Below are 21,391 nucleotides of genomic sequence, written 5' to 3'. Positions count from 1 at the left end.
GCGCCCTCTACCGGAACCGCAGGGCCGTGGGGCCCTGCACCTTCTGGCCGCGGCGGGTCTTGATGGGGCCTTCGGCGAGGCGCTGCTTCAGCTCGGTCGCGTACTCGGCGAGCGCCTCGATGAGGTCGGGCACGGAGGCGTTGTCGGGCTTGGCGTCCACGCGCAGCCCGAACTCCGTGGCGGTGTCGGCCGTGGCCGGCCCGATGCAGGCGACCACGGTCCGCTGGTGCGGCTTCCCGGCGATGCCGACGAGGTTGCGCACCGTCGAGGAGGAGGTGAACAGGACCGCGTCGAAGCCGCCGGACTTGATCGCGTCGCGGATGTCGGCGGCCGGCGGCGAGGCGCGCACGGTGCGGTAGGCGGTGACGTCGTCGACCTCCCAGCCGCGCTCGCTCAGGCCCTGGACCAGGGTCTCGGTGGCGATGTCGGCGCGCGGCAGGAGCACCCGGCCGACCATGTCGAGCACCGGGTCGTGCGGCGGGAAGACCTCCAGCAGGCCCTCGGAGGACTGCTGCCCGGTCGGCAGGAGTTCGGGCTCGATGCCGAACTCGCGCACGGCGTCGGCGGTGGCCTCGCCGATGCAGGCGATGCGCAGGCCGCCGAAGGCGCGGGCGTCGAGCCCGTGCTCCTTGAACTTCTCCCAGATGGCCTTCACCGAGTTCTGGCTGGTGAAGACGATCCACGCGTAGCGCCCGTCCACGAGGCCCTTGATGGCCCGCTCCATCTGGGCGGGCGTGCGCGGCGGCTCGACGGCGATGGTCGGCACCTCGCACGGGATCGCGCCGTAGGCCCGCAGGCGCTCGGACATGACCCCGGCCTGCTCCTTGGTGCGCGGGATGAGGACCTTCCAGCCGTACAGCGGGCGCCCCTCCCACCACGCGAGCTCGTGCCGGTCGTCGACGCCGGGGCCGATGGTGAGCACGACCTGCCCGGCGTAGCCGAGGGCCGCCTCCACGAAGGTGTCCACCGAGGAGGTGGTGGTGTACTCGGTCTCGCCGGTCGCGTCGCCGGTCACGGCCACCGCGGTCTCGCCGGAGACGCCGCCGGCGAGCAGGATGTCGCGCAGGGACGACAGGTCGGAGACGTCGGCGGTGACGGTGAGCGAGCCGCGCTTGATCGCGTCGGCGATCATCTGGGGCTCGATGGAGGCGATGTCGTCGATGTCGATGACGGTGCGGATCTCGCCGGGCGGCATCCCCGCGTAGACGGCGACCGCCTGCGCGTGGCTCATGCCGGGGATGACCTCGAAGCGGGCCTGCTCGGCGGACGCGGCCTTGATCTCGGCCTTGGCCAGGCGGTTCGGGTAGGCGTCGCCGACGACGAGGCGGGCGATGTTCTCGCCCTCGCGGGCGGCGGCGGCCATGAGCTTGCCCTGGTCGCTCGGGGAGGATTCGATCAGCTTGAGCCGCGAGTCGTCTCCGGTGAGTTCCTTGGCGGCCTCGATGAGCGACTGGGGCAGCGACCGGTCGTAGTAGATCCGGTCGGCCTCGCGGATCGCGTCGAGGGCGCGCTTGGTCAGCAGTCCCGGATCGCCTGGGCCGGTTCCCACGAAACGCACGCGGCCCACCGGCTTACGGGCACTGGTCATGTTCTCTCCATCAACAATCGTCTGAGCTTGCGTCTAACTTCAGTAGTTGGTCGGCGCCGACCTCGAGGAGGTCCTCGGCCAGCGCCCTCCCCGCGGCGGCGGCCCTGGCGACCAGATCGGCGGTGCCCGTCTCGCCCGCGTCGGGGAGTGTGGCGGTGGTCGAGAGCCGTTCGGTGACGGAACCGTCCTCGGCGCCGACGAGCCCCCGCAGATACAGGTCGACCTCTCCGGGTTCGGCGCTTTCGGCGATATCGGCGAGTGCGGCGACGGGTGCGCTGCATCCGGCTTCGAGTCGTTGCAGAAGTGCGCGTTCGGCGGCGACGGCGGCCTGTGTGTACCGGTCGTTGAGCATACTCGAAATCCGTGCGGATGTCTTGTCCGCTTTGCGGCATTCGACCGCCAACGCCCCTTGTGCCGGAGCGGGAAGCATCACGAGCGGGTCCAGGTATTCGGTCACTTCCGCCTCGCGTCCGGAGCGCTTGATCCCGGCCGCGGCGAGGATCACCCCATCGAGGTCGTCGCCGACGCGGGCGATGCGCGTGTCGATGTTGCCGCGGATCGGGACGCATTCGAACCCGCGCCCCAGGGCGTTCACCTGGGCGATGCGCCGGGGCGCGCCGGTGCCGATCCTCGCGCCCGGCCCCAGCTCATCGAGGGTGCGCCCGCCCGAGGTGATGAGCACGTCGCGCGGGTCGGCCCGCGGGGGGACGCTGATGACGAGGTGGTCGGGCTGGGCGGTGGGCAGGTCCTTGTACGAGTGCACGGCGATGTCGATCTCACCGGATTCGAGCGACTCGCGGAGCTGGTTGACGAAGACGCCGACCCCGAGCTGGGCGACGGGCACGGTGGTCCCGTCCCCTGTGGTCTTGATCTCGACGAGTTCGACCTGCTCGCCGGTGAGGCGGGCGATCTCGTCCGCCACCGTGCCGCTCTGCGCGAGCGCGAGTTTCGATCCCCTGGTCCCGATTCGGATCACGGGTTGCTTCCCTTCTTAGTGCCGGGGCGGCGTAGTCGCTCCAGGCTGTGGCGGGGCGGCGGGCATGGAGAGGGAGGCGCCTTCGGGGCGCGTGCCGCCGGTGGCGGCCGCGTCAGGCAGCGGGCATGAGAGCCCTTGCGACGCAATGGAGACGGCCGGGAAGGCCGGTGCCGGTGTCGCCCCCGGGGCCGCCGCCGCGGGGGCCTCGACGGGGACGGGATTGATCTTGAGGGCCTCGCCGACGTCGCCGACGGCGGCGACGGCGTCCGCCTCCAGGGCGAACAGGTCGCGCAGGGCGCGGGCGTAGTCGGGCGCGCCGGGCCGGCCGGCGAGCTCGCGGACGCGCACGGTGGGCTCGTGCAGGAGCCGCTGGACCACGCGGTGGACGGTGCGGGCGACCTCGGCGCGCTGGTCGTCGGAGAAGTCGCCGCGGCGGGCGACGCGCGAGAGCTCGGCGTCGACGATGTCGGCGGCGACCGAGCGGAGCGCGGCGACGGTGGGGGTGACGGTGTCGGCGCGCAGGCTCTCGTTGTAGGCCGCGATCTCCTCGGCCAGGAGCGCCTCGACCTGGGCGAGGGTCTCGGTGGCGGCCCCGGCGGCGCCTCCGGCGGTGGTGTCGCGCTGGATCTCGGCGATGTCGACGACCGTGACGCCCTCCAGGAGCGCCACGTCCTCGGCGACGTCCTTGGGCAGGGCGAGGTCGCAGACGACGAGCGGGCCGGTGCGGCCTTCGAGGTCGGCGGCGCGCAGGACCGGCTCGGGCGAGGAGGTCGCGCAGACGAGCAGGTCGACGTCGGCGGCGAGGGAGGGGAGGTCGCCGTACTCGGCGGCCTCGGCGCCCCATTCGAGGGCCAGGCGCTGGGCCTTGGCGCGGTCGCGGTTGGCGACGGCGAGCGTGTCGACGCCGGCGCGCGCGAGGGTGGCGGTGGCGAGGGCGCCCATGGCTCCGGCGCCGACGACGGCGGCGCGGGCCTTTGCGAGGCCGCCGGGGAGGGCGCGCTCGGCGAGGTCGAGGGCGGCGGTGACGACGGAGGGCGCGGCGGCGTCGACGTCGGTCTCGGCGTGGACGCGCTTGCCGACGCGCAGGGCCTGCTGGAACAGTTCGTGCAGGTGGCGGCCCACGTGGTCGGCTTCGCGGGCGGTCTCGTAGGCCTCGCGGAGCTGGCCGAGGATCTGCGGTTCGCCGGCGACCATGGAGTCGAGCCCGGCCGCGACGCGGAAGGCGTGGGCGACGGCGTCGGCGCCGTGGCGCACGTAGCCGCAGGAGGCGAAGTCGAGGGAGGCCTCAATCTCTGTGAGCCCCCAGACGCGGTGGAGCTCGTCGACGACGGCCGAGAGGCCGCCGTGGAAGGTGTCGGCGTTGGCGTAGACCTCGACGCGGTTGCACGTCGAGAGCACCACGGCCTCCCGGACCTCGCCGCCGCGCAGCAGCGCTCGGGCGAGGTCGGCGGCGGCCTCGGGGCCGACCGCGAGTCGTTCCAGGGTCTCGACCGCGGCACTGCGGTGCGAGATGCCGACTACCAGGAGGTTCACGTCACCGTTCCCGTCTGTTGACTCTCTTTGCGGGTCTTCCGATACTGCGTCTCTTGCGGGCCGAGCGTCTTGTGATGTTCGTGGAAGGAGAGGATCTGGAGTTCGACGGCCAGGTCGACCTTGCGGACCACCACGCCCTGCGGGACGGCCAGCACGCACGGCGCGAAATTGAGAATGCTTGTGACACCAGCATCTACGAGAAGGTCGGCGACGTGTTGGGCGGCCGCTCCGGGTGTGGCGATGACCCCTATGTTGATGCCTTCGTCACGTACGGCGCGCGCCAGGAGCGCCACGTCGCGGACCTGGATGCCGTCCAGGTCCTTCCCTATGATGCCCGGGTCGGCGTCGAAGAGGCCAACTATGTCGAAGCCGCGGTCGGAGAACCCGGGGTAGCGGGCGAGCGCCTGTCCCAAGTGCCCCAGGCCGATGATGGCCACGCGCGAGTCCTTGGTGAGTCCGAGCACACCGGCGATGTGCGTGGCGAGGGCGGCGACGTTGTAGCCGACGCCGCGCATCCCCGAGGCCCCGAGCTGCGAGAGGTCCTTGCGGAGCATCGCCGAGTTGACGCCGGTGGCGGCGGCGAGGGTCTCGGAGGAGACGGTCTCGACGCTGGTCTCGGAGAGCGCGCCGAGCGCGCGCAGGTACTCGGGCAGTCGCCTGACCGTGGCGGCCGGGAGGTCGGCGGCCGTCGCGGGAGGAGCGGTGGGGGCCAGTCGGTCGGTGCCTTCGCCGGTGGTGGTCAATGGTGGAACTCCTGGTCCGCTGGTTCCGTGGCGCCGTTCACCGGCGCGTCACTCAGCTTAGGAGGTGAGAAGTGCGCCGCTTCGCATAGGCGGCGCTAACCCGTGCGGCGCGAGGGGATCGGCGCCGCGATCGCCGCGGCGATCAGGCCGTCCGGGGCGGGGGCGGGGATACGGCGGCCCGCAGGGCCGGTGCGGTACACCCCCGTAACACTGGGCGAAGCCCAGCTGTACCGAAGTCCGGTTTCCCCCGGCGAGCCGCCGTCCGGAACGATTTTGCCCTAAAAGTCAGGTGTCGCCCGTTAATCGCGGATTTTCGGTGTGTCGGCGTTTTCACCGTCGGTGACCGCCAGGTCGCGCAGGAGCCGGGGCACGTCCACGTCCCAGTAGCCGTGCTCGCGGCCGTCGAGCAGCACCACCGGGAGCCGGTCGCCGTACTCGCGCGCCATCGCCGCGTCCTCGGCCACGTCGATCTCGGACCAGCCGACCCCGGACTCGCGCGTCACCCGGTCGAGGGCCTCGCGCGCCGCCGCGCACAGGTGGCATTCCTTTGTAGTCAACAGCGTCAGCCTGTTCACCCTGCTCCTCTCGCCCGGTGCCCCCTTCGGGGGAACGCGGGGGCGCCCGAGGGATCGCACATTCTGTGCGACACCCTCCGTCATTCCTCGCTCACTATTGAGCCATAACGGGTCCGCGAGCGCGGACCGCCGAACATATGGGGAGGTAATGGTGGGATTCCGCCCCCGCAACGAAGGGTACGTCGCAGCGCCGAGTGAGCGCCGACATCGACCTGGCCCGAGCCGTCACCGAAAGCGACACGCCGGTCGCAAATCCGCGGCGAGGGCACTCCTGATTTCTAGACTCAGGCGGGTCAGTCCCTGCGGGACCCGATCGCATGACTCGGCCCGACCCCTCACCCGAGGAGGCCACTAGTGCCCGGTATTGCACCAGCCTTGGCTGGCCACATCCACGGCTTGCAAGCTTCGCCGAGCTTGCCTGCAAGCCTCGAACCGGCATCGTTCACCACAGCATCCGCCCCTTTCCCCCGCGCCGGCGCCGTCGCCGGAGCCCTGTCGCAACTGCCCGCCTCGACCTTCGAGGCGCTCAAGCAGGCCGTGTGGACGGTCCTGAGCCTGGACACCGGCACGGCCGAGCAGCACCAGGTGCACTCGGGGCGGGGGTCGTCGGGCGGCGCGGTCGCGAGCCCGGGGGCCGGCCGGGAGCAGCAGGACGGCGACCAGGCGGACGGCGACGAGGTCGCCGAGCTCGTGGCGCGCGCCCAGGACGGCGATCCGCGGGCGTTCGGGGAGATCTACGACCGCTACAACGACACGGTGTACCGCTACATCTACTTCCGCGTGAACAACGCGCAGCTCGCCGAGGACCTCGCGTCCGAGACGTTCCTGCGGGCGCTGCGGCGCATCTCCAGCTTCAGCTGGCAGGGCCGGGCCTTCGGGGCGTGGCTGGTCACGATCGCGCGCAACCTCGTGGTGGACCACTTCAAGTCCGGGCGGTACCGGCTGGAGATCGTCAAGCCGGACGTCCTCGGGGGCGACGCGCCCGACTCGGATCCGGCCACCTCGCCGGAGACGGCCGCGCTGGAGAAGCTGTCCAACGCGACGCTCCTCACCGCCGTCAAGAAGCTCAACCCCGACCAGCAGGAGTGCATCGTCCTGCGGTTCCTCCAGGGGTTCACCGTCGCCGAGACCGCCCGCACCATGGGCAAGAACGAAGGTGCGGTCAAGGCGCTCCAGTACCGGGCCGTGCGCACGCTCGCGCGGCTGCTGCCGGAGGGCTTCCGGGGCTGAGGGCCTCGGGACCGCCACCGGTCCCCACTACCGCCGTCCACCCGCCGACCCCTTCCCGACGGCCCAGGCCGCTGTCGGGAACCCGACGAAAACCCGTCTTCTCAGCCCGCCGCGGGCCCACGTCCCGCGGCCGATCATTCCGCAGTCCGTCGGGGCCCCGCCCCGCTCGGACCGACACTGCCAGGTCAGAGCCGTTTACCGGCTCGATACCGCCGCGAGACCCCACTGCGACCTCCGGGATGAGACCCAGGTCGCAAGGTTCGCGGCGAACCGTAACCTCAGGGGCTACTCGTGCGTTGTTCTCAGTACAGGAGCAGGATCCATGCAGTGAGAGGGGGTGTGCCCGGTGACTTTGAACTTGAACCCAATGGAGCGCCGTCGCGCGGAGGAATTCGCGCGGCTGCTTGACTCAGGCGGTTCCGCCCTCCCTCACTCACGCCGCAGCGTCGACGCATCAGGCGCGTCGACGGCGGTGTCAGCCGGTGAAGAGGCGTTCGCCGAACTCGTCGGCGTCGCCGATCGGCTCGGCGGTCTCCGCGAGCAGCTCGCCGTCGCCGGCAGTCCGTCGCGCCATTGGCAGGACGCCACCAGGCGCCGGCTCATGGCCGTCGCGGTCGACGAGGGCATCGGCGCCACCGCCCGGCACCGCGCCAGTGCCGCGGTGCCCGAGACCAAGCGCGCGCCCGTCCTGGTCGACATGTTCCCGCGCCGCCCCCGCGGCGGCCGCAGGATCGCGATCGTCGCGGCGCTGCTGACCGGCACCGTCGCCATCTCGGGGGTGTCCGCCGCTTCGGGCGACGCCTTGCCGGGAGAGACGCTGTACAGCGTGAAGCGCTCCACCGAGAGGGCGCAGCTGGCGCTCGCCGGCGACGATCTGGGGAAGGCGCAGCTCTACTTGGAGTTCGCCCGCACCCGCATCGAGGAGGCGGCCGCGGTCGGCGACGACGAAGAGTCCGTCGCGGCGGCGCTGCGCGACGCGGCCTCGGAGCTGCGCAGCGGCACGGCCCTGCTCGGCGAGGTCGCGGTCGCGAACCACGACCCGTCGCCGCTGGACTATGTGGACCTGTTCACCAACGAGCACCGCTGGGTGCTCGCCGGCATGGTGAGCGGGTTCGACGGCGAGGCGCTGGACGCGGGCGAGGAGCTGATCGACGTGGTCGAGGCGGCCGCGGTGCGGTCGGTGGAACTGCGCGGAGCCCTGGACTGCACGGACAAGGGCGGGGCGAGCGACGCGCTCGGGCCGATCCCCGGAGCGTGCGCCCAGAACTCGGTGAACGCCACGCCGCCGATCGAGCCCGGCGAGTCCGGCGGCGCCGAGAGCGGCGGCACCGGCACCTCCACCTCCGGCGACGAGACCGCCGACGAACCGACGGCGTCGGCAGACGAAGGCACGGCGGCGGAGACGAGCGCTCCGACCTCCGATCCGACCACGGGAGGCGCGAGCAGCCCGGCCGCCGACGGCCAGACGAGCAGCGAGGAAGAGCAGCAGGACCTCCTCGGTGAACTGAGCGGGATCATCTCGGACCTGTTCAACTAGCCGGTTCAACCAGCCTGTTCAACCAGCGAGCCTGTCAGCGAAAAGGTGCGGAGTACGGGCCGGGACGCCACGCGGCGTCCCGGCCCTCGGCCTTGCCGGGAAGAAGGATGTCGCGAACGTCTCCCCCGCTTTCCCGCGGCCGGATCGGGCGCTCTCGCGCCGCCGCCGAGACGGCTCCGTCCCTGCCCTTCCCACTAAACCTCGCATTGCGCCCGAAGGACGTAACTGGGCCCACACTGGAAATTCACCGGGCTCGCGTCCTGGCGTTACAGGCCGTCCGCTTAAGGCCGGTAGGCTTTTAGGGTGTCTGAGATCGAGGCTTCCTCCAGCGCCTCCGCCACACCCCGTCCACGAGCTGTGCGGGCTGGCGGCACCGCGCTCACCCACTCCGTCGTCGTCGAGCCCGCTGCCCCGGGAGACGACGAACTCGCCCATATTCCGTCCGCGGCGTTCTTCGACGTCGACAACACCTTCATGCACGGCGCCTCCTCCTACTGGCTCGCCCGCGCCCTCGCCAAGCACGGCGTGCTCTCCATGCGCGACATCATCGGCTTCGCATGGAAGCAGGCGAGCTTCAAGTTCCGCGGCACCGAGCACCACGGCCACATCTCCTCGGTGAAGACCTCCGCGCTCGAACTCGTCGCCGGGTTCCCGGTCGACGAGATGCGCGCGCTGTGCGAGGAGGTCGTCGACCGCGACATCTCCCCGCGCATCCTCGACCCCGTCCGCAGGCTGGCCGAGCGCCACCTCGAGACGGGCCAGGAGGTCTGGCTCGTCACCGCCAGCCCCGTCGAGCTCGCCGGGCTCCTCGCCTCGCGGCTGGGGCTGACCGGCGCGCTCGGCACGATCGCCGAGATCGAGAACGGCTGCTACACCGGCCGCCTCGTCGGCGACCTCATGCACGGCCCCGCCAAGGCCGAGGGCATCGCCCAGCTCGCGTCCGAGCGCGGACTCGACCTGGAGCAGTGCACCGCCTACTCCGACTCGGCGAACGACCTGCCGATGCTGCGCAAGGTCGGGCGGGCCATCGCCGTCAACCCGGACTCGCGCCTGGCCCGGCAGGCCCGCCACTACGGCTGGACGGTCCTGGACTACCGGCGCGGACGCCGCGCCGCGAAGCTCGCGCTCCCGGCGGCCACCGCCGCCGGCGTCGGCGCGGGCCTGGTGTACCTGTACAAGTCCCGCGACCGCGACTGAACCGCTGGGACGGCAACCGGCCTCCCTGGAAGCCGCGGGCGCTCGGGCGCCCGCGGCCGCGCAGGGCCGTGTCCGCTCCCCGAACGCCGCGCAGCGGCTCACCCTCGCCGGAGCGGCCGTGCTGGCCCTCGCCTGGCTCGTGTGGCCCTCCCCCGACCGGCCCGAGACCACCGCGGTGCCCCCGGCGCAGCCGAGCGTGTGGGAACGCTGGGACGCCGAACCGGTCGACTGGCCCGGCTGGGTCGACGGCGAGGTCTGGACCCCGCTGCTGCTCCTCGACCAGCCCGGCCCGGACGAGGACACGTTCCTGGGCACCAACGAGTCCGGGGACCTCCTGCACGTGGCGAACCGGCCCGGCTCGCCCGGGGAGGGCGGCAAGGCCACCGTCACCGTGGTCGCCGAGTCCGGCGGCGTCCCCGGAGTCGTCGCCGCGGCCGCCACCGGCGAGCGCATCGCCTGGATCGCCTCCGAACCCGACGAGAGGGGCCGGGTCGTCTCCCGACTGTGGACGGCCCCGCGCGAGGCGGACGGCATCGGCGAGCCGACGCTCCTGACCGCCGACACCGGCGACGTCATCACCTACGGCAGCGTCTACGATCTCCAGTTCGCCGCCGAAGGCCTCCACTGGCTCGCCTCCGCCCGCAGCGAAGCGCTCGTCACCGAGCACCGGTCCATCGCCGTCGACGGCGGCGAGGTCGCCGTCGTGGGCCACCGCGGCGCCTGGCAGGCCGCCGCCTGGCCGTGGCTCGCCAGCGCCGGGTCCGACTCCCTCGGCGGGGCGCAGCTCGTGCGCACCGACACCGGGACGGGCGTCAAGGTCTTCGCCGGGGCCGACGAGCTGACCCTGTGCTCGGCCACCTGGTGCCGCCTGGTGGTGAACGCCGCCGACGGCGCCCGCGTCGACCTCGTCCGTCCAGACGGGAGCGGGCGGATCACCGTCGCCGAGGGCTTCGCCTCGGCCGTCTCGCCGGACGTGGGCCTCATCGACCGCTTCGAGCCGCTCGCCGAGCGGACCGCGGCGACCGGCGACGGGGTCACGGTGACCCTCTTCGACCTCCAGGAGCAGGAGGCCTACCTCGTGGCGACGAGCGCGGGCCGGACCGGAGCGGACGCGCGGCGCCTGTGGTGGTCCACCGGGACGGACGATCTGCTCGTGTGGCACGTGCTCGACCTCACGGCGCTCGCTTGACGCGCGGCGGGCACGCGCCCGCCGCGGGTAACGTCGATGCCGTGACTACGCCGCAGATTAGCGCCGCGACACGGGCGCCGGACCCCGATCCGGCCCGGCCGCGGATCATGGGGGTCCTCAATGTCACCCCCGACTCCTTCTCGGACGGCGGTCGCTACCTCGACTTCGCCGACGCGGTCGCCCACGGCGAGCAGATGGGCGCCGAGGGCGCCGACCTCATCGACGTCGGCGGCGAGTCGACCCGGCCCGGCGCCGAGCGGGTCGACGCCGCCACCGAGACCGCCCGCGTGGTCGACGTGGTGGCCGCCCTGACCGAACGGGGCCTGACCGTCTCGATCGACACGACGCGCGCGGCGGTGGCCGCCGCGGCCGTGGAGGCGGGCGCGCGCGTCGTCAACGACGTCTCGGGCGGCCTGGCCGACCCCGACATGGCCGGGGTCGTGGCCGACGCCGGCGTCCACTGGGTCCTCATGCACTGGCGGGGGCACTCGGCGGACATGCAACGGCTCACCAGCTACGACAGCGTCGTCGCCGACGTGAAGGCCGAGCTGGAGGACCGCGTCGAGGCCGCGCTGGACTCCGGAGTGGACCGCGAGCGGCTCATCCTCGACCCCGGGCTCGGGTTCGCCAAGACCGCCGAGCACAACTGGCGGCTGTCGGCGCACCTCGACGAGTTCGTGGCGCTGGGCTACCCGGTGCTGTTCGGGTCCTCCCGCAAGTCGTACCTGGGTTCGCTCCTGGGCGACGAGAGCGGCAAGCCGCGCCCGGTCGGGCAGCGGGAGGCGGCGACCCTGGCGACCTCGGTCCTGGCCTTCGAGGCCGGCGCGTGGGGCGTGCGCGTGCACGACGTGGCCGGCACCGCCGACGCCCGGGCGGTGTGGGAGGCGACCCGGCGGGCGCGGTGAGCGCGTGACGGATCACCGACAGACGGCGATCGGCCTCACGCCCCTCACGCCTGCCGTGCACCGATTCCAAGGCGTTGACCTGGTATCCCGCACTGATCCGATGGGAACTGTGGGATTGTGAGCTCGTCTCGAAACCTGGAACTCCGGTTGCGGCTCTCGGCAACGCACCCGTAGCATTCGCCTCGTACTTCATCCAGAGCAGCTGAGGGGTCCGGCCCTGCGACGCTGCGGCAACCACCGACGCGCGATCCGCGCGGAGGCAGGTGCCAAATCCGGCCCGCTTCGCGGGAAAGATGAGGGAGGAGCCTTCTCGTATGTCCGTCCAAAACACCGCCTCCGGTTCTGCCGACGCGCCCTCCGCTTCGCAGAGCGGGGAACTCGGCTACGACAGCCCCGCCAAGGGCCTGATCTGCCGCAACTGCGACGCCACCTACGACCTCATCGCCCAGCACGCGTGTTGGCAGTGTTTCGGGCCCCTGGAAGTGGACTACGACCAGGAGGCGCTGGCGAAGGTCACGCGCGAGCAGATCGAGGCCGGCCCGCAGAACATCTGGCGCTACGCCCCGCTCCTGCCGGTCGGCGCCCACCCCGAGGACCGCGTGAGCCTCGACCCGGGCCTGACCCCGCTCATCGACGCGAAGCACCTGGCGAAGGCCCTGGGGATGCGCAAGCTCTGGGTCAAGGACGACAGCGCCAACCCGACCCACTCGTTCAAGGACCGCGTGGTCTCCACGGCGGTCTCGGCGGCGGTCAAGCTCGGCTTCGACCGGTTCGCGTGCGCCTCGACGGGCAACCTGGCGAACTCGGTGGCCGCGCACGCCGCCCGCGCCGGGGTCCCCTCGGTGGTGTTCATCCCCCACGACCTGGAGCCGGGCAAGATCGTGCAGTCGGCGATCTACGGCGGCACGCTCGTGTCCGTCGAGGGCTCCTACGACGACGTCAACCGGCTGTGCTCGGAGCTGACCGAGACCGACGACTTCGAGTCGACCGCGTTCGTGAACGTCAACATCCGGCCCTACTACGCCGAGGGCTCCAAGACGCTCGGCTACGAGGTCGCCGAGCAGCTCGGCTGGCGCCTGCCCGAGCAGGTCGTGGTCCCGATGGCCTCGGGCGAGCTGCTCACGAAGATCCACAAGGCCTTCGAGGAGGCCGCCGAGATCGGGCTGACCGAGCCGGGCAAGGTCCGCGTCTTCGGCGCGCAGTCGGCCGGGTGCAGCCCGATCGCCGACGCCTACGACGCCGGGACGGACGTGATCACGCCGGTGAAGCCGACGGGGATCGCCAAGAGCCTCAACATCGGCGACCCGGCGGCCGGGCCCTACGCGATCGAGGCGTGCCGCTCGACCGGCGGCGGGATGGCGAAGGTGACCGACGACGAGATCCGCGAGGGCGTGCGGTTGCTCGCCTCTACCACGGGCGTGTTCGCTGAAACGGCCGGCGGCGTGGTCGTGGCTACGCTGCGTAAGCTCCTGGAGTCGGGGCAGTTGGACCCGGAGGCGGAGACCGTCATTTTCAACACCGGTGAGGGACTGAAGACTTTGGACGCGGTGTCGTCACTGGTCGGGCCGACGCACACCGTCAAGCCTTCCTTGAAGGCGGCGAAGGAAGCCGGACTCCTGGAATCCTGAGTGGAGCGGGAGTTCGGTTGGAACACCTTGTAAAACGCTTGCCGAACTCCCGAAATTATCACTGTGCGTTACTTCTGGGAAGGCTTGTGTCGGGTAGCCGACAAAAGAAGCCGACCTCAGGTCTTGACCCTATTCAGTGAATGCGCAAGAATTCTTCTTGCGGGAGGCCGCAGTTGTCCTGTCGCCACTCACCCGGTTGACTGCAAGTCCTGGGGCTAGAACGTGTCGAGCAGCGCCAGCCGGTGTCAGAGACTGCGGTCTCCCGACCAACCTGTCTTGCGGACCCATGCCATGCGCATGCGGTCCTTTTCTGCGTTCCCAGGCGGTCGCCGTTCAAACCAGCGTAGCCCCCGCGCCGCCCGTCCACGAGCCGTTTCACGCGAACGGGTCGCACCGCCGCCGCTGCGGCGCTTGCGGACTCGCGCTCACTCCCGGTTGTGGGCGTAGTTCTCCAGGTACTCCAGCTGGTCGGGGTCGAGGCTCGGGCGGACCCGCTCCATCGCCTGCTCCATGTGGGCGGCGGTGACCACGCTGGCCTCAAGGGACTCGCGCATGGCCGTCAGCGCGGCCTCGCGCACGAGCGCGGCGCAGTCGGCCGCCGAGTACAGCCACAGCTCGTCGGCGATCTCGTCGAGGTCCACGTCCTCGTCGAACGGCACGTTCTTCGCGTTGGCGCGCAGGATGTCCGCGCGCCCGTGCGCGTCCGGCGGCGGCACGTAGACGAGGCGTTCGAGGCGCCCGGGCCGCAGCAGGGCCGGGTCGATCATGTCGGGCCGGTTCGTCGCCCCGATGACCACCACGTCGCGAAGGGACTCGGCGCCGTCGAGTTCGGTCAGGAGCGCTGCCACCACGCGGTCGGCGGTGCCGCCGTCGGTGCCGCCCCCGCGCACGGGGGCGAGCGCGTCGAGCTCGTCGAAGAACATCAGGGTCGGGCTCGCCTGGCGGGCGCGGCGGAACAGCTCGCGGACGTTCTTCTCCGACTCACCGACCCACTTGTTCAGCAGCTCGGAGCCCTTGACGCTGAGCACGTTCGCGTGGCCCTCGCCCGCGACTGCCCTCACGATGTAGGTCTTGCCGCACCCGGGAGGGCCGTACAGGAGGATGCCGCGCGGGGCCTCGATGCCCAGGCGCGTGAACGCGTCCGGGTACGTCAGCGGCCACAGGACGGTCTCGGTGAGGGTCTGCTTGAGGTCGGCCATGCCGCCCACGTCGTCGAGCGTGAGGCCGCCGAGCTCGACCGAGTCGCCCGAGAGGCTCGTGGGCCGGACCGAGTCGAGCGCGCCGTCGAAATCGGACTGCTGGAGGGCGGTGGCCCCGCCGTCCTTGGCGCGCATGGCGGCCCGCACCCCGGCCTCGCGGATCATCACGGCGAGGTCGGAGGCGACGTACCCGGGGGCCTTGTGCGCCACCGTCTCGAGCTTGACCTCTTCGGCGAGCTTCATGCCGCGCGTGAGGTAGACGAGGAGGTCGCGGCGGGCCTCGCCGTCGGGCATCGGGACGACGACCTCGTGTTCGAGGCGCGAGCGCAGCCCGGGGTCGACGTCCTCGATGCGGGCGGTCGTGCACACCACGGCGTGCTCCCCGGCCTCGGAGAGGACCTCGTCGACGAGCCGGGAGAACACGGTGCCCAAGGGGGTCGGCTTCCCGGCCGGGGCCAGGTGCTCGATCCCGCGGACGAGGAGCACGCCGGGGACGGCCAGGGCGGCGACGGCCGCACGGAGGGCGTCGGCGGCGGCGTTCGCCTCGATCGCGGCCAGATCGGGCCCGGAGACCTCGCTGACCTCGGCGCCCACGGCGGCCGCGACCGAGCGCGCGATCGTGGCCTTGCCGGCCCCCGAAGGGCCGGAGAGGAGCACGCCGAGGGCCATGTCGGTGCCGACCACCTTGAGCACTTCGCGGTGGTTGAAGCCGAGGTCGAGCAGTTCGTGCAACTCCTCGGCGGGGATGCGCGCGCCGGCGAGCTCGTCGTAGGGGATCGCGGGCACCGCGGGCGCGGCCTCGGCCTGGCGGGGCTCGGAGCGGACGGTGCGCGACTGCGGGCGCGAGGCGGCCGCGGCGCCGCCGCCGGTCGCGGGGACCGCCGGGGCCGCGGCGCGGCGCAGGTTCGCGATCCGGCCCGAGGCGAGCGGCACGTCGATGGAGGCGGGGACCTCGTGCTCCCACTCCACGCGCGTGTCCGAGGTGATCATGGCCCCGCGGGCGGGGCTGGCCTCGACCACGTTGAGCACCATGGTGGTCCAGCCCATGCCGACGGTGTTGTTCAAGGTCCGGCGGGTCGCCGAGACGATCTCCCGCTGGGAGTCCCCCAGCTCGATCGGCAGCAGCGAGACGTCGTCGCCCTCGCCCACGACCTTCGACAGGAGCGCCAGGCGCAGCGTGTCGGGGTCGACCACGGCGACGGCCGAGGCCGGCCCGGACACGACCACCCGGTCGGCGGCGACCAGCTCGGCGGAGGCGATGAGCACCGCGTCGCCGTCGCGCGCGCCGATGTTGCCGAGGGTGAGGTCGTCGGCGTAGAGGGCGCGGCGGGAGGCGTACCGGTCGGCTTCGAGCGCGATCGCGGTCGTGGTGCGCCGCCCGGTCAGCTCGACCGCGTCGCCCGGACGCAGGTCCAGGGCGGTCAGCGCTTCGGGGTGGAGGCGCACGATGCCGCGGCGCGCGTCGAGCCCGGCGCGGGCGCGGGTCGCGGTCAGGGTGAGGGAACCAGATTCGGTCACGCGCCCCAGCCTATTACGGGAAGTCGACCGGCGGCGACCGCAGTGATCGAGGTCCGCTTCCCCGCGGGCTACTCCTCGCGGGGGGCCAGCTCCATGCGGTAGACCGAGCGCCCGTCCTCCAGCAGCTCGGCGACCGTCGCGCCCTCGGCGGCGAAGTCCCGCCAGCGCTCGCCCAGCCAGGACTCGGCGTCGCCTCGGCTGCCCAGGTCGCTTTCGGGGGTCTCCAGGGCGTTGCCGTCGGCGTCTTCGAGCTTCCAGGTCCAAGTCATGGGGCTACAGTACGCGATCGGGCGCTACCAGTCCCAGCGGTCGTGGTGGGGGGCGGTGACGGGCGTGCGCTCGACGACGGGCGGGTCCTCCTCGCCGCGACGGGGTCCGAAGGCGGTGCCCACGGCGGTGAGCGTCCACAAGGGCAGCAGGAGGAGCCAGATCCAGGCGAAGGAGACGGGCGTGGGCGCGAGCGTCCACAGTCCCCGGTCGATGGCGTCGAGGACGGCGAGGATGCCGATGATCCCGGTGAAGGTGCCGAGGAACCGGATTCCGCACCGGAACCAGGAGCGGCCGGCGAGGATCCAGCCGATGCCCCACAGTCCGATGGCGAGCGCCTCGTAGTCGGCGCGGCCGGACCAGATGGCGACGACGAGGAGGAGTCCTCCGGCGCCGGTCGCTATGGCGGAGAAGGTCATCTGGCCCGCGCGCGGCGGGTTGGGCGACCGGGCGGCGGCGAGCCAGCCCGCGCCGGTGAGGAACAGGAGCAGGGCGGCGAAGACGACGGCGACCTGGAATTCGAGGCGGTCGGTGAAGCGGGCGCCGAACCAGTCGCAGCCGCTCGGGACGCCCGCGGCGGTGTCGCCGATGCCGCAGTGCCAGGTCTTGAGGGCGTGCAGCGGGTCGGCGAGGAGCCGGGAGGGCTGGGGCTGGACGTCGCAGTCGGGGAGGGCGGCGGGGTTGGAGCGGGCCGCGTCGGGTTCGGTGAAGCAGTTGCCGGCGCCGAGGCCGTCCCACCACAGGTCGAGGCGGTTGCGTTCCTTCTGGCCGTCGTCGCGGATGCCGAAGGTGTTGGCCTCGAAGCGGTTCTGGTCGCCGCGGCCGCTGTCGGGGCCGGAGGTGCCCCAGGTGGCGAGCGCGGCGGTCTGCTGGTTCCAGAGGCGGTTGCCGGTGACCTGCGCGCCGATCGAGTCGGTGAGGAGGATGCCGACGCCGCTGGGGTAGGTGCGGGCGGGGCAGAGGAACCCGGCGGACCAGTCGCGGTCGGCGAGGTCGGCCGCGCAGGCGTCGGTGTCGAGGCGGTCGTAGGGCTCGGTGTTGTTGTCGTGGACGCGGTTGCCTTCGATCCGGGCGTGGGCGGTGTCGCTGACGACGATGCCGGTGGCGTTGTCGTGCAGGCGGTTCCCGGTGAGGTCGAGGGCGCCGGGGCCGGTGGCGAGGAGCCCGGCGAGGTTGTGCGCGGACTCGCAGCCGGTGACGGTGGCGCTGGAGTCCTCGACGGCGATGCCCGCGGCGTCGGCGGCCTCGGTGCGGCAGTCGGCGACGGTGACGCCGCGGGAGTCGGCGACGTGGATTCCATAGCGTCCGCTTTGGACGGTGGCGATCCTCTCGACCGCGACCCCGTCGACGCCGGTGAGGCGCAGCGCGTCCGCGCGGGCCTGGCCCAAGGTGAGGTTCGAGAGGTGGAGCCCGGTGGCGCCCCGCACCTCCAGGACGGCGTCGGCGGCGAAGCCCGCGGAGACGATCACGTCCTCGGGGCCGTCGCCGAGGCCCTCGATCTGGAGGTCGGCGGCCTCGACCACCGCCGGAGCTTCGAGGACGTGGCGGCCGGGGAGGATGCGGATGCGCGTGCCCGGTTCGGCGGCCTCGATCGCGGCGGCGAGGTCGAGGGGGCCGTCGGCGAGGCAGTCCTCGTAGAGGCGCTCGTTCACGATGCGCCGGTTGTAGTTCACGTCCTCGTTGCGGTCGGCGAAGTCCTCGGCGTCGTCGGTGCAGACCAGCAGGAAGTCCGCGGAGTCGCGGAAGGCCGGGGGCTCGGCGCCGGTGTCGGCCGGCGGGGCGGCGAGTTCGTCGATGCGCGACTCGGCGGTGATGCCGCCGACGAAGCACGAGAAGCCGAGCACGATGAGGGTGCACAGGATGAGCGCGGCGGCCGGGAGCCGGCGTTCGGGTCGGGGCGTGTGGGGCACGGCACCAGGGTAGCCCGGGCGGTCCCTGCTGGGAAGGGGCGCGAGGCACGGCTGGCGGGCGCGAGAAGCGAAGGGGCACAGTGGATCTGGCGGGCCCGGTGCCGCGGCGTGAGCCGGGTCGCAGCGTGCGGCCCGCTTCCGGTGCGAAGCGGTGCGGCATACCGTCCTTGGAAGGGACGGTATGCCGCTTGTGCGTTGGCTTGCGCCGTCTGCACTGGAGGCCAGTACAGAGAAAGGGAGAGCCACTCACTCTACCGTGAGCGGCCCTCCCTCGCTTGACGCAGTCGGTGCGACCGTGCCGGCCCAACCGTGCCGTTGCGGCGCGGTCGCGGCGGTCCGGTCGGACGCGGTGCGCGGCTTGCGCAATCAGTCCTGGCGGACTGCTTACATCATGCCGCCCATGCCGCCCATGTCGGGCGCGCCGCCGCCACCGGCGTTCTCCTTCTCCGGGGCGTCGGCGACGACGGCCTCGGTGGTCAGGAAGAGCGCGGCGATCGACGCGGCGTTCTGGAGCGCCGAGCGGGTGACCTTGGTCGGGTCGGGGATGCCGGCGGCCAGCATGTCCACGTACTCGCCGGTCGCGGCGTTGAGGCCCTGACCGGTGGGGAGGTTGCGGACCTTCTCCACCACGACGCCGCCTTCGAGGCCGGCGTTCTCGGCGATGGCGCGGAGCGGGGCGCCCAGCGAGCGGCGGACGATCTCGACGCCGGTGGACTCGTCGCCCTCGGCCTCGATCTTGTCGAACGCGATCGCGCCGGCCTGGGCCAGCGCGGTCCCGCCGCCGGCGAGGATGCCCTCTTCGACCGCGGCCTTGGCGTTGCGCACGGCGTCTTCGACGCGGTGCTTGCGCTCCTTGAGCTCGACCTCGGTGGCCGCGCCGACCTTGATGACGGCCACGCCGCCGGCCAGGCGCGCCAGGCGCTCCTGGAGCTTCTCGCGGTCGTAGTCGGAGTCGGAGTTGTCGATCTCGGCGCGGATCTGGTTGATCCGGCCCTGGATCGCCTCTTCCTCGCCGCCGCCGTCGACGATGATGGTGTCGTCCTTGGTGATGACGACCTTGCGGGCCTGGCCCAGCAGCGACAGGTCGGTGTTCTCGAGCTTGAGGCCGATCTCCTCGGAGATGACCTGGCCGCCGGTGAGGATGGCGATGTCGCCGAGCATGGCCTTGCGGCGGTCGCCGAAGCCGGGGGCCTTGACGGCGGCCGACTTGAAGATGCCGCGGATCTTGTTCACGACCAGGGTCGGGAGGGCTTCGCCGTCCACGTCCTCGGCGATGATCAGGAGCGGCTTGCCGGTCTGGGTGACCTTCTCCAGGGTCGGGAGCAGGTCCTTGACCGCGGAGATCTTCTGGTTGGCGACGAGGATGTAGGGCTCCTCGAGCACGGCCTCCATGCGGTCCTGGTCGGTCACGAAGTAACCGGACAGGTAGCCCTTGTCGAAGCGCATGCCCTCGGTGAGCTCGAGGTCGAGGCCGAAGGTGTTCGACTCCTCGACGGTGATGACGCCTTCCTTGCCGACCTTCTCCATCGCCTCGGCGATGATGGCGCCGACGGTGACGTCGCCGGCGGAGATCGAAGCGGTGCTGGCGATCTGCTCCTCGGTCTCCACCTCGGTCGAGGTGGACTGGAGGTGCTCCACGACGGCGGCGACGGCCTTCTCGATGCCCTTCTTGATGGCGATCGGGTTGGCGCCGGCGGCGACGGCGCGGAGGCCTTCCTTCACGAGGGCCTGCGCGAGCACGGTGGCGGTGGTGGTGCCGTCGCCGGCGACGTCGTCGGTCTTCTTGGCGACTTCCTTGACCAGTTCGGCGCCGATGCGCTCGTAGGGGTCCTCGAGCTCGATCTCCTTGGCGACGGAGACACCGTCGTTGGTGATCGTGGGCGCACCCCACTTCTTGTCCAGCACCACGTTGCGGCCCTTCGGGCCGAGGGTCACCTTGACGGCTTCGGCGAGGGTGTTCATGCCTCGTTCGAGCCCGCGGCGAGCCTCCTCGTCGAATGCGATCATCTTCGCCATGGTTTATGGCTTCCTTTCGGAGAACGTTCGGTGTCGACGGTGAGGCGGCATCCCCGCGACGGTGGGCCCGTGCGGTTTCGGCTCTGCGCCTCGCCGCGGCCGGTCCCGACCACCTCAACGTTGTTAGCACTCCCCAGCGGCGAGTGCCAGATCAGGTATAGCACTCTCACCTTGAGAGTGCCAATGCGGGGCGTGAAACAAGTGGTGGAAAGCGCGGCGGGTACCGGCCGCGGCGGGAGGAACGGCGACGCCGGGGCGCGAGGCCCCGGCGTCGGCGGTCGGATCAGGCGCCCGGATGGCCGGGGTGGCCGGGTTCTCCGGGGTCGGCCGGGTCGATGGGCTCGGCCGCGTCGGTGACCGAGTCGTTCGGCGGGTAGGGCGGCTGCCCGCCGGGCGGATACTGGCCCTGCTGGCTGTACGGGTCGGGCGCGGCGGGCGCGGTGACGCCGGCGGCCTCGGCCGACAGCGAGGTGGCCGAGACCGACTCGGAGCGTCCGCGCAGCCACGCGTACGTGCACAGGGAGGCGGCGAGGATCCAGATCATCGGGACCAGCAGCAGCAGCGACATGATCGCCTCGGTGAGGATGGTGAGGACCGCCGCGAGCCAGGGCGCGAAGATCCCGTGCCAGAGGCCGGCCAGGAGCAGGCCGACGAGGGCGATGATGAGGTTCGCGGCGATCGCCACGAGCACGATGATGACGATCCGGCCCAGGGCGGGCCAGAACGCGGAGTGCGTCAGCTGGATCGAGCGGGCGTAGGGGCTGCGGCGGGCCTCGAAGACCATCGCGGGGGCCATGAGGCTGAGCGCGAAGGCCGCCCACAGGCCCGGCAGCACGCACAGGACGAGGCCGACGGTGATGGTGACCCAGGCGAGCAGCAGCCACAGGAAGAACCGCCGGCCGCGCCCGAACCCGAACTTGAAGGCCTCGCCGAGGCTGAGGAACCCGCCGGCGGCCTCGGCGGCGGCGGTGCGCACCGCGCCGAGCGCGGCCGACCCGGCGACGTAGAGCACCGCGAGGGTCAGGAGGCCGCCGATGATCCCGGCCGCGACGCCCGGGGAGTACTCGCGGACCCATTCGCCCCAGTTGTCGACGGTCGCGCTCGTCTCGGGGGAGCGCACGGTGCTGTTGTACGCGCCGAGGATCCAGCGTGGCAGGACCACGCCGATGAGCAGCACGAGTCCCACGGTGCGCCAGGAGCGCTGCACGACGTCGAGGGAGGCGTGCCACCAGCCTTCGAAGGTGTCGGTCACGAGGGGGTCGCCGCCGGAGAAGCGGCCCGAGGGCTCGCCCGCACCCCCGGGGTTCCAGTACGGATCGTCGCTCATGAACCGGATCGTAGACCACAAGGCTCCGCATATCAGACAAACGGCCGCAGCGC

The 21,391-nt window shown here is 72.0% G+C and carries 16 protein-coding genes and 1 riboswitch; of the genes, 6 read left to right on the top strand and 10 right to left on the bottom strand.

Annotated elements, in window-relative coordinates:
- Window positions 1–7: 7 nt before the first annotated feature.
- The 5 genes from IF12_RS0101070 to IF12_RS0101050 form a co-directional block, all read right to left on the bottom strand.
- The gene (locus tag IF12_RS0101070) at window positions 8–1,588 is read right to left on the bottom strand and encodes a uroporphyrinogen-III synthase (protein ID WP_030144418.1); all 1,581 of its coding nucleotides are present in this window, start codon (window positions 1,586–1,588) and stop codon (window positions 8–10) included.
- Window positions 1,589–1,598: 10 nt separating this feature from the next.
- On the bottom strand, window positions 1,599–2,564 hold the full coding sequence (gene hemC / locus IF12_RS0101065; RefSeq protein WP_030144417.1) for a hydroxymethylbilane synthase: 966 nt from the start codon (window positions 2,562–2,564) through the stop codon (window positions 1,599–1,601).
- A gap of 15 nt (window positions 2,565–2,579) precedes the next feature.
- The gene (locus IF12_RS0101060) at window positions 2,580–4,097 is read right to left on the bottom strand and encodes a glutamyl-tRNA reductase (RefSeq protein WP_081912869.1); all 1,518 of its coding nucleotides are present in this window, start codon (window positions 4,095–4,097) and stop codon (window positions 2,580–2,582) included.
- A complete protein-coding gene (locus tag IF12_RS0101055; protein ID WP_081913026.1) occupies window positions 4,094–4,810 on the bottom strand; it encodes a redox-sensing transcriptional repressor Rex in 717 nt (238 codons plus the stop codon). Before IF12_RS0101055 ends, IF12_RS0101060 begins: the two co-directional genes overlap by 4 nt.
- 329 nt (window positions 4,811–5,139) lie before the next feature.
- Window positions 5,140–5,415, bottom strand: a complete 276-nt coding sequence (locus tag IF12_RS0101050) for a glutaredoxin family protein (protein WP_030144414.1) — start codon at window positions 5,413–5,415, stop codon at window positions 5,140–5,142.
- 414 nt (window positions 5,416–5,829) lie between these two features.
- Between IF12_RS0101050 and IF12_RS24605 the strand changes: the two genes are divergently transcribed.
- The 6 genes from IF12_RS24605 to thrC all read left to right on the top strand — a co-directional run bounded on the left by IF12_RS24605 (window position 5,830) and on the right by thrC (window position 13,101).
- Window positions 5,830–6,645, top strand: coding sequence for an ECF subfamily RNA polymerase sigma factor, BldN family (locus IF12_RS24605; RefSeq protein WP_231492269.1), 816 nt, complete (start codon window positions 5,830–5,832; stop codon window positions 6,643–6,645).
- 601 nt (window positions 6,646–7,246) lie between these two features.
- A complete protein-coding gene (locus IF12_RS22490; RefSeq protein WP_051703815.1) occupies window positions 7,247–8,182 on the top strand; it encodes a DUF5667 domain-containing protein in 936 nt (311 codons plus the stop codon).
- 303 nt (window positions 8,183–8,485) lie between these two features.
- On the top strand, window positions 8,486–9,379 hold the full coding sequence (locus IF12_RS0101030; protein ID WP_197034564.1) for an HAD family phosphatase: 894 nt from the start codon (window positions 8,486–8,488) through the stop codon (window positions 9,377–9,379).
- Window positions 9,380–9,497: 118 nt separating this feature from the next.
- Window positions 9,498–10,568, top strand: coding sequence for a hypothetical protein (locus IF12_RS23620; RefSeq protein ID WP_051703814.1), 1,071 nt, complete (start codon window positions 9,498–9,500; stop codon window positions 10,566–10,568).
- A gap of 107 nt (window positions 10,569–10,675) precedes the next feature.
- Window positions 10,676–11,473 carry a dihydropteroate synthase gene (gene folP / locus IF12_RS0101020; protein ID WP_035748006.1) on the top strand — a complete coding sequence of 266 codons (798 nt, stop codon included), beginning with the start codon at window positions 10,676–10,678 and terminating at the stop codon, window positions 11,471–11,473.
- Between the two features lie 186 nt (window positions 11,474–11,659).
- Window positions 11,660–11,773: riboswitch (SAM riboswitch) on the top strand.
- 14 nt (window positions 11,774–11,787) lie between these two features.
- Window positions 11,788–13,101: a threonine synthase gene (thrC, locus tag IF12_RS0101015; protein WP_081912858.1), complete on the top strand. Its 1,314-nt coding sequence runs from the start codon at window positions 11,788–11,790 to the stop codon at window positions 13,099–13,101.
- A gap of 425 nt (window positions 13,102–13,526) precedes the next feature.
- Here the strand turns inward: thrC and IF12_RS0101010 are convergent, their stop codons facing one another.
- From IF12_RS0101010 to IF12_RS0100990, 5 genes are all read right to left on the bottom strand, one after another.
- On the bottom strand, window positions 13,527–15,818 hold the full coding sequence (locus IF12_RS0101010) for an AAA family ATPase (protein ID WP_030144407.1): 2,292 nt from the start codon (window positions 15,816–15,818) through the stop codon (window positions 13,527–13,529).
- Window positions 15,819–15,886: 68 nt separating this feature from the next.
- Window positions 15,887–16,087: a hypothetical protein gene (locus IF12_RS0101005; RefSeq protein WP_030144406.1), complete on the bottom strand. Its 201-nt coding sequence runs from the start codon at window positions 16,085–16,087 to the stop codon at window positions 15,887–15,889.
- A 24-nt stretch (window positions 16,088–16,111) separates the two neighbouring features.
- Window positions 16,112–17,995, bottom strand: coding sequence for a NosD domain-containing protein (locus IF12_RS0101000; protein WP_030144405.1), 1,884 nt, complete (start codon window positions 17,993–17,995; stop codon window positions 16,112–16,114).
- A gap of 384 nt (window positions 17,996–18,379) precedes the next feature.
- On the bottom strand, window positions 18,380–20,011 hold the full coding sequence (gene groL / locus IF12_RS0100995; protein WP_030144404.1) for a chaperonin GroEL: 1,632 nt from the start codon (window positions 20,009–20,011) through the stop codon (window positions 18,380–18,382).
- 283 nt (window positions 20,012–20,294) lie between these two features.
- Entirely contained in the window at window positions 20,295–21,338 is a 1,044-nt protein-coding gene (locus tag IF12_RS0100990; RefSeq protein ID WP_030144403.1) for a hypothetical protein, read from the bottom strand.
- Window positions 21,339–21,391: the final 53 nt, after the last annotated feature.

It is taken from the genome of Glycomyces sp. NRRL B-16210 (genome assembly GCF_000719515.1).
Taxonomy (GTDB): domain Bacteria; phylum Actinomycetota; class Actinomycetes; order Mycobacteriales; family Micromonosporaceae; genus Glycomyces.
This window is presented reverse-complemented; position numbering and strand designations above follow the sequence as displayed.

Excerpts from the sequence above, each read along its gene's own strand:
- IF12_RS0101005 (WP_030144406.1), bottom strand. The coding sequence starts at position 16,087 with ATGACTTGGACCTGGAAGCTCGAAGACGCCGACGGCAACGCCCTGGAG.
- groL (WP_030144404.1), bottom strand. The coding sequence starts at position 20,011 with ATGGCGAAGATGATCGCATTCGACGAGGAGGCTCGCCGCGGGCTCGAA.
- IF12_RS0101070 (WP_030144418.1), bottom strand. The coding sequence starts at position 1,588 with ATGACCAGTGCCCGTAAGCCGGTGGGCCGCGTGCGTTTCGTGGGAACC.
- thrC (WP_081912858.1), top strand. The coding sequence starts at position 11,788 with ATGTCCGTCCAAAACACCGCCTCCGGTTCTGCCGACGCGCCCTCCGCT.
- folP (WP_035748006.1), top strand. The coding sequence starts at position 10,676 with ATGGGGGTCCTCAATGTCACCCCCGACTCCTTCTCGGACGGCGGTCGC.
- IF12_RS22490 (WP_051703815.1), top strand. The coding sequence starts at position 7,247 with ATGGCCGTCGCGGTCGACGAGGGCATCGGCGCCACCGCCCGGCACCGC.
- IF12_RS0100990 (WP_030144403.1), bottom strand. The coding sequence starts at position 21,338 with ATGAGCGACGATCCGTACTGGAACCCCGGGGGTGCGGGCGAGCCCTCG.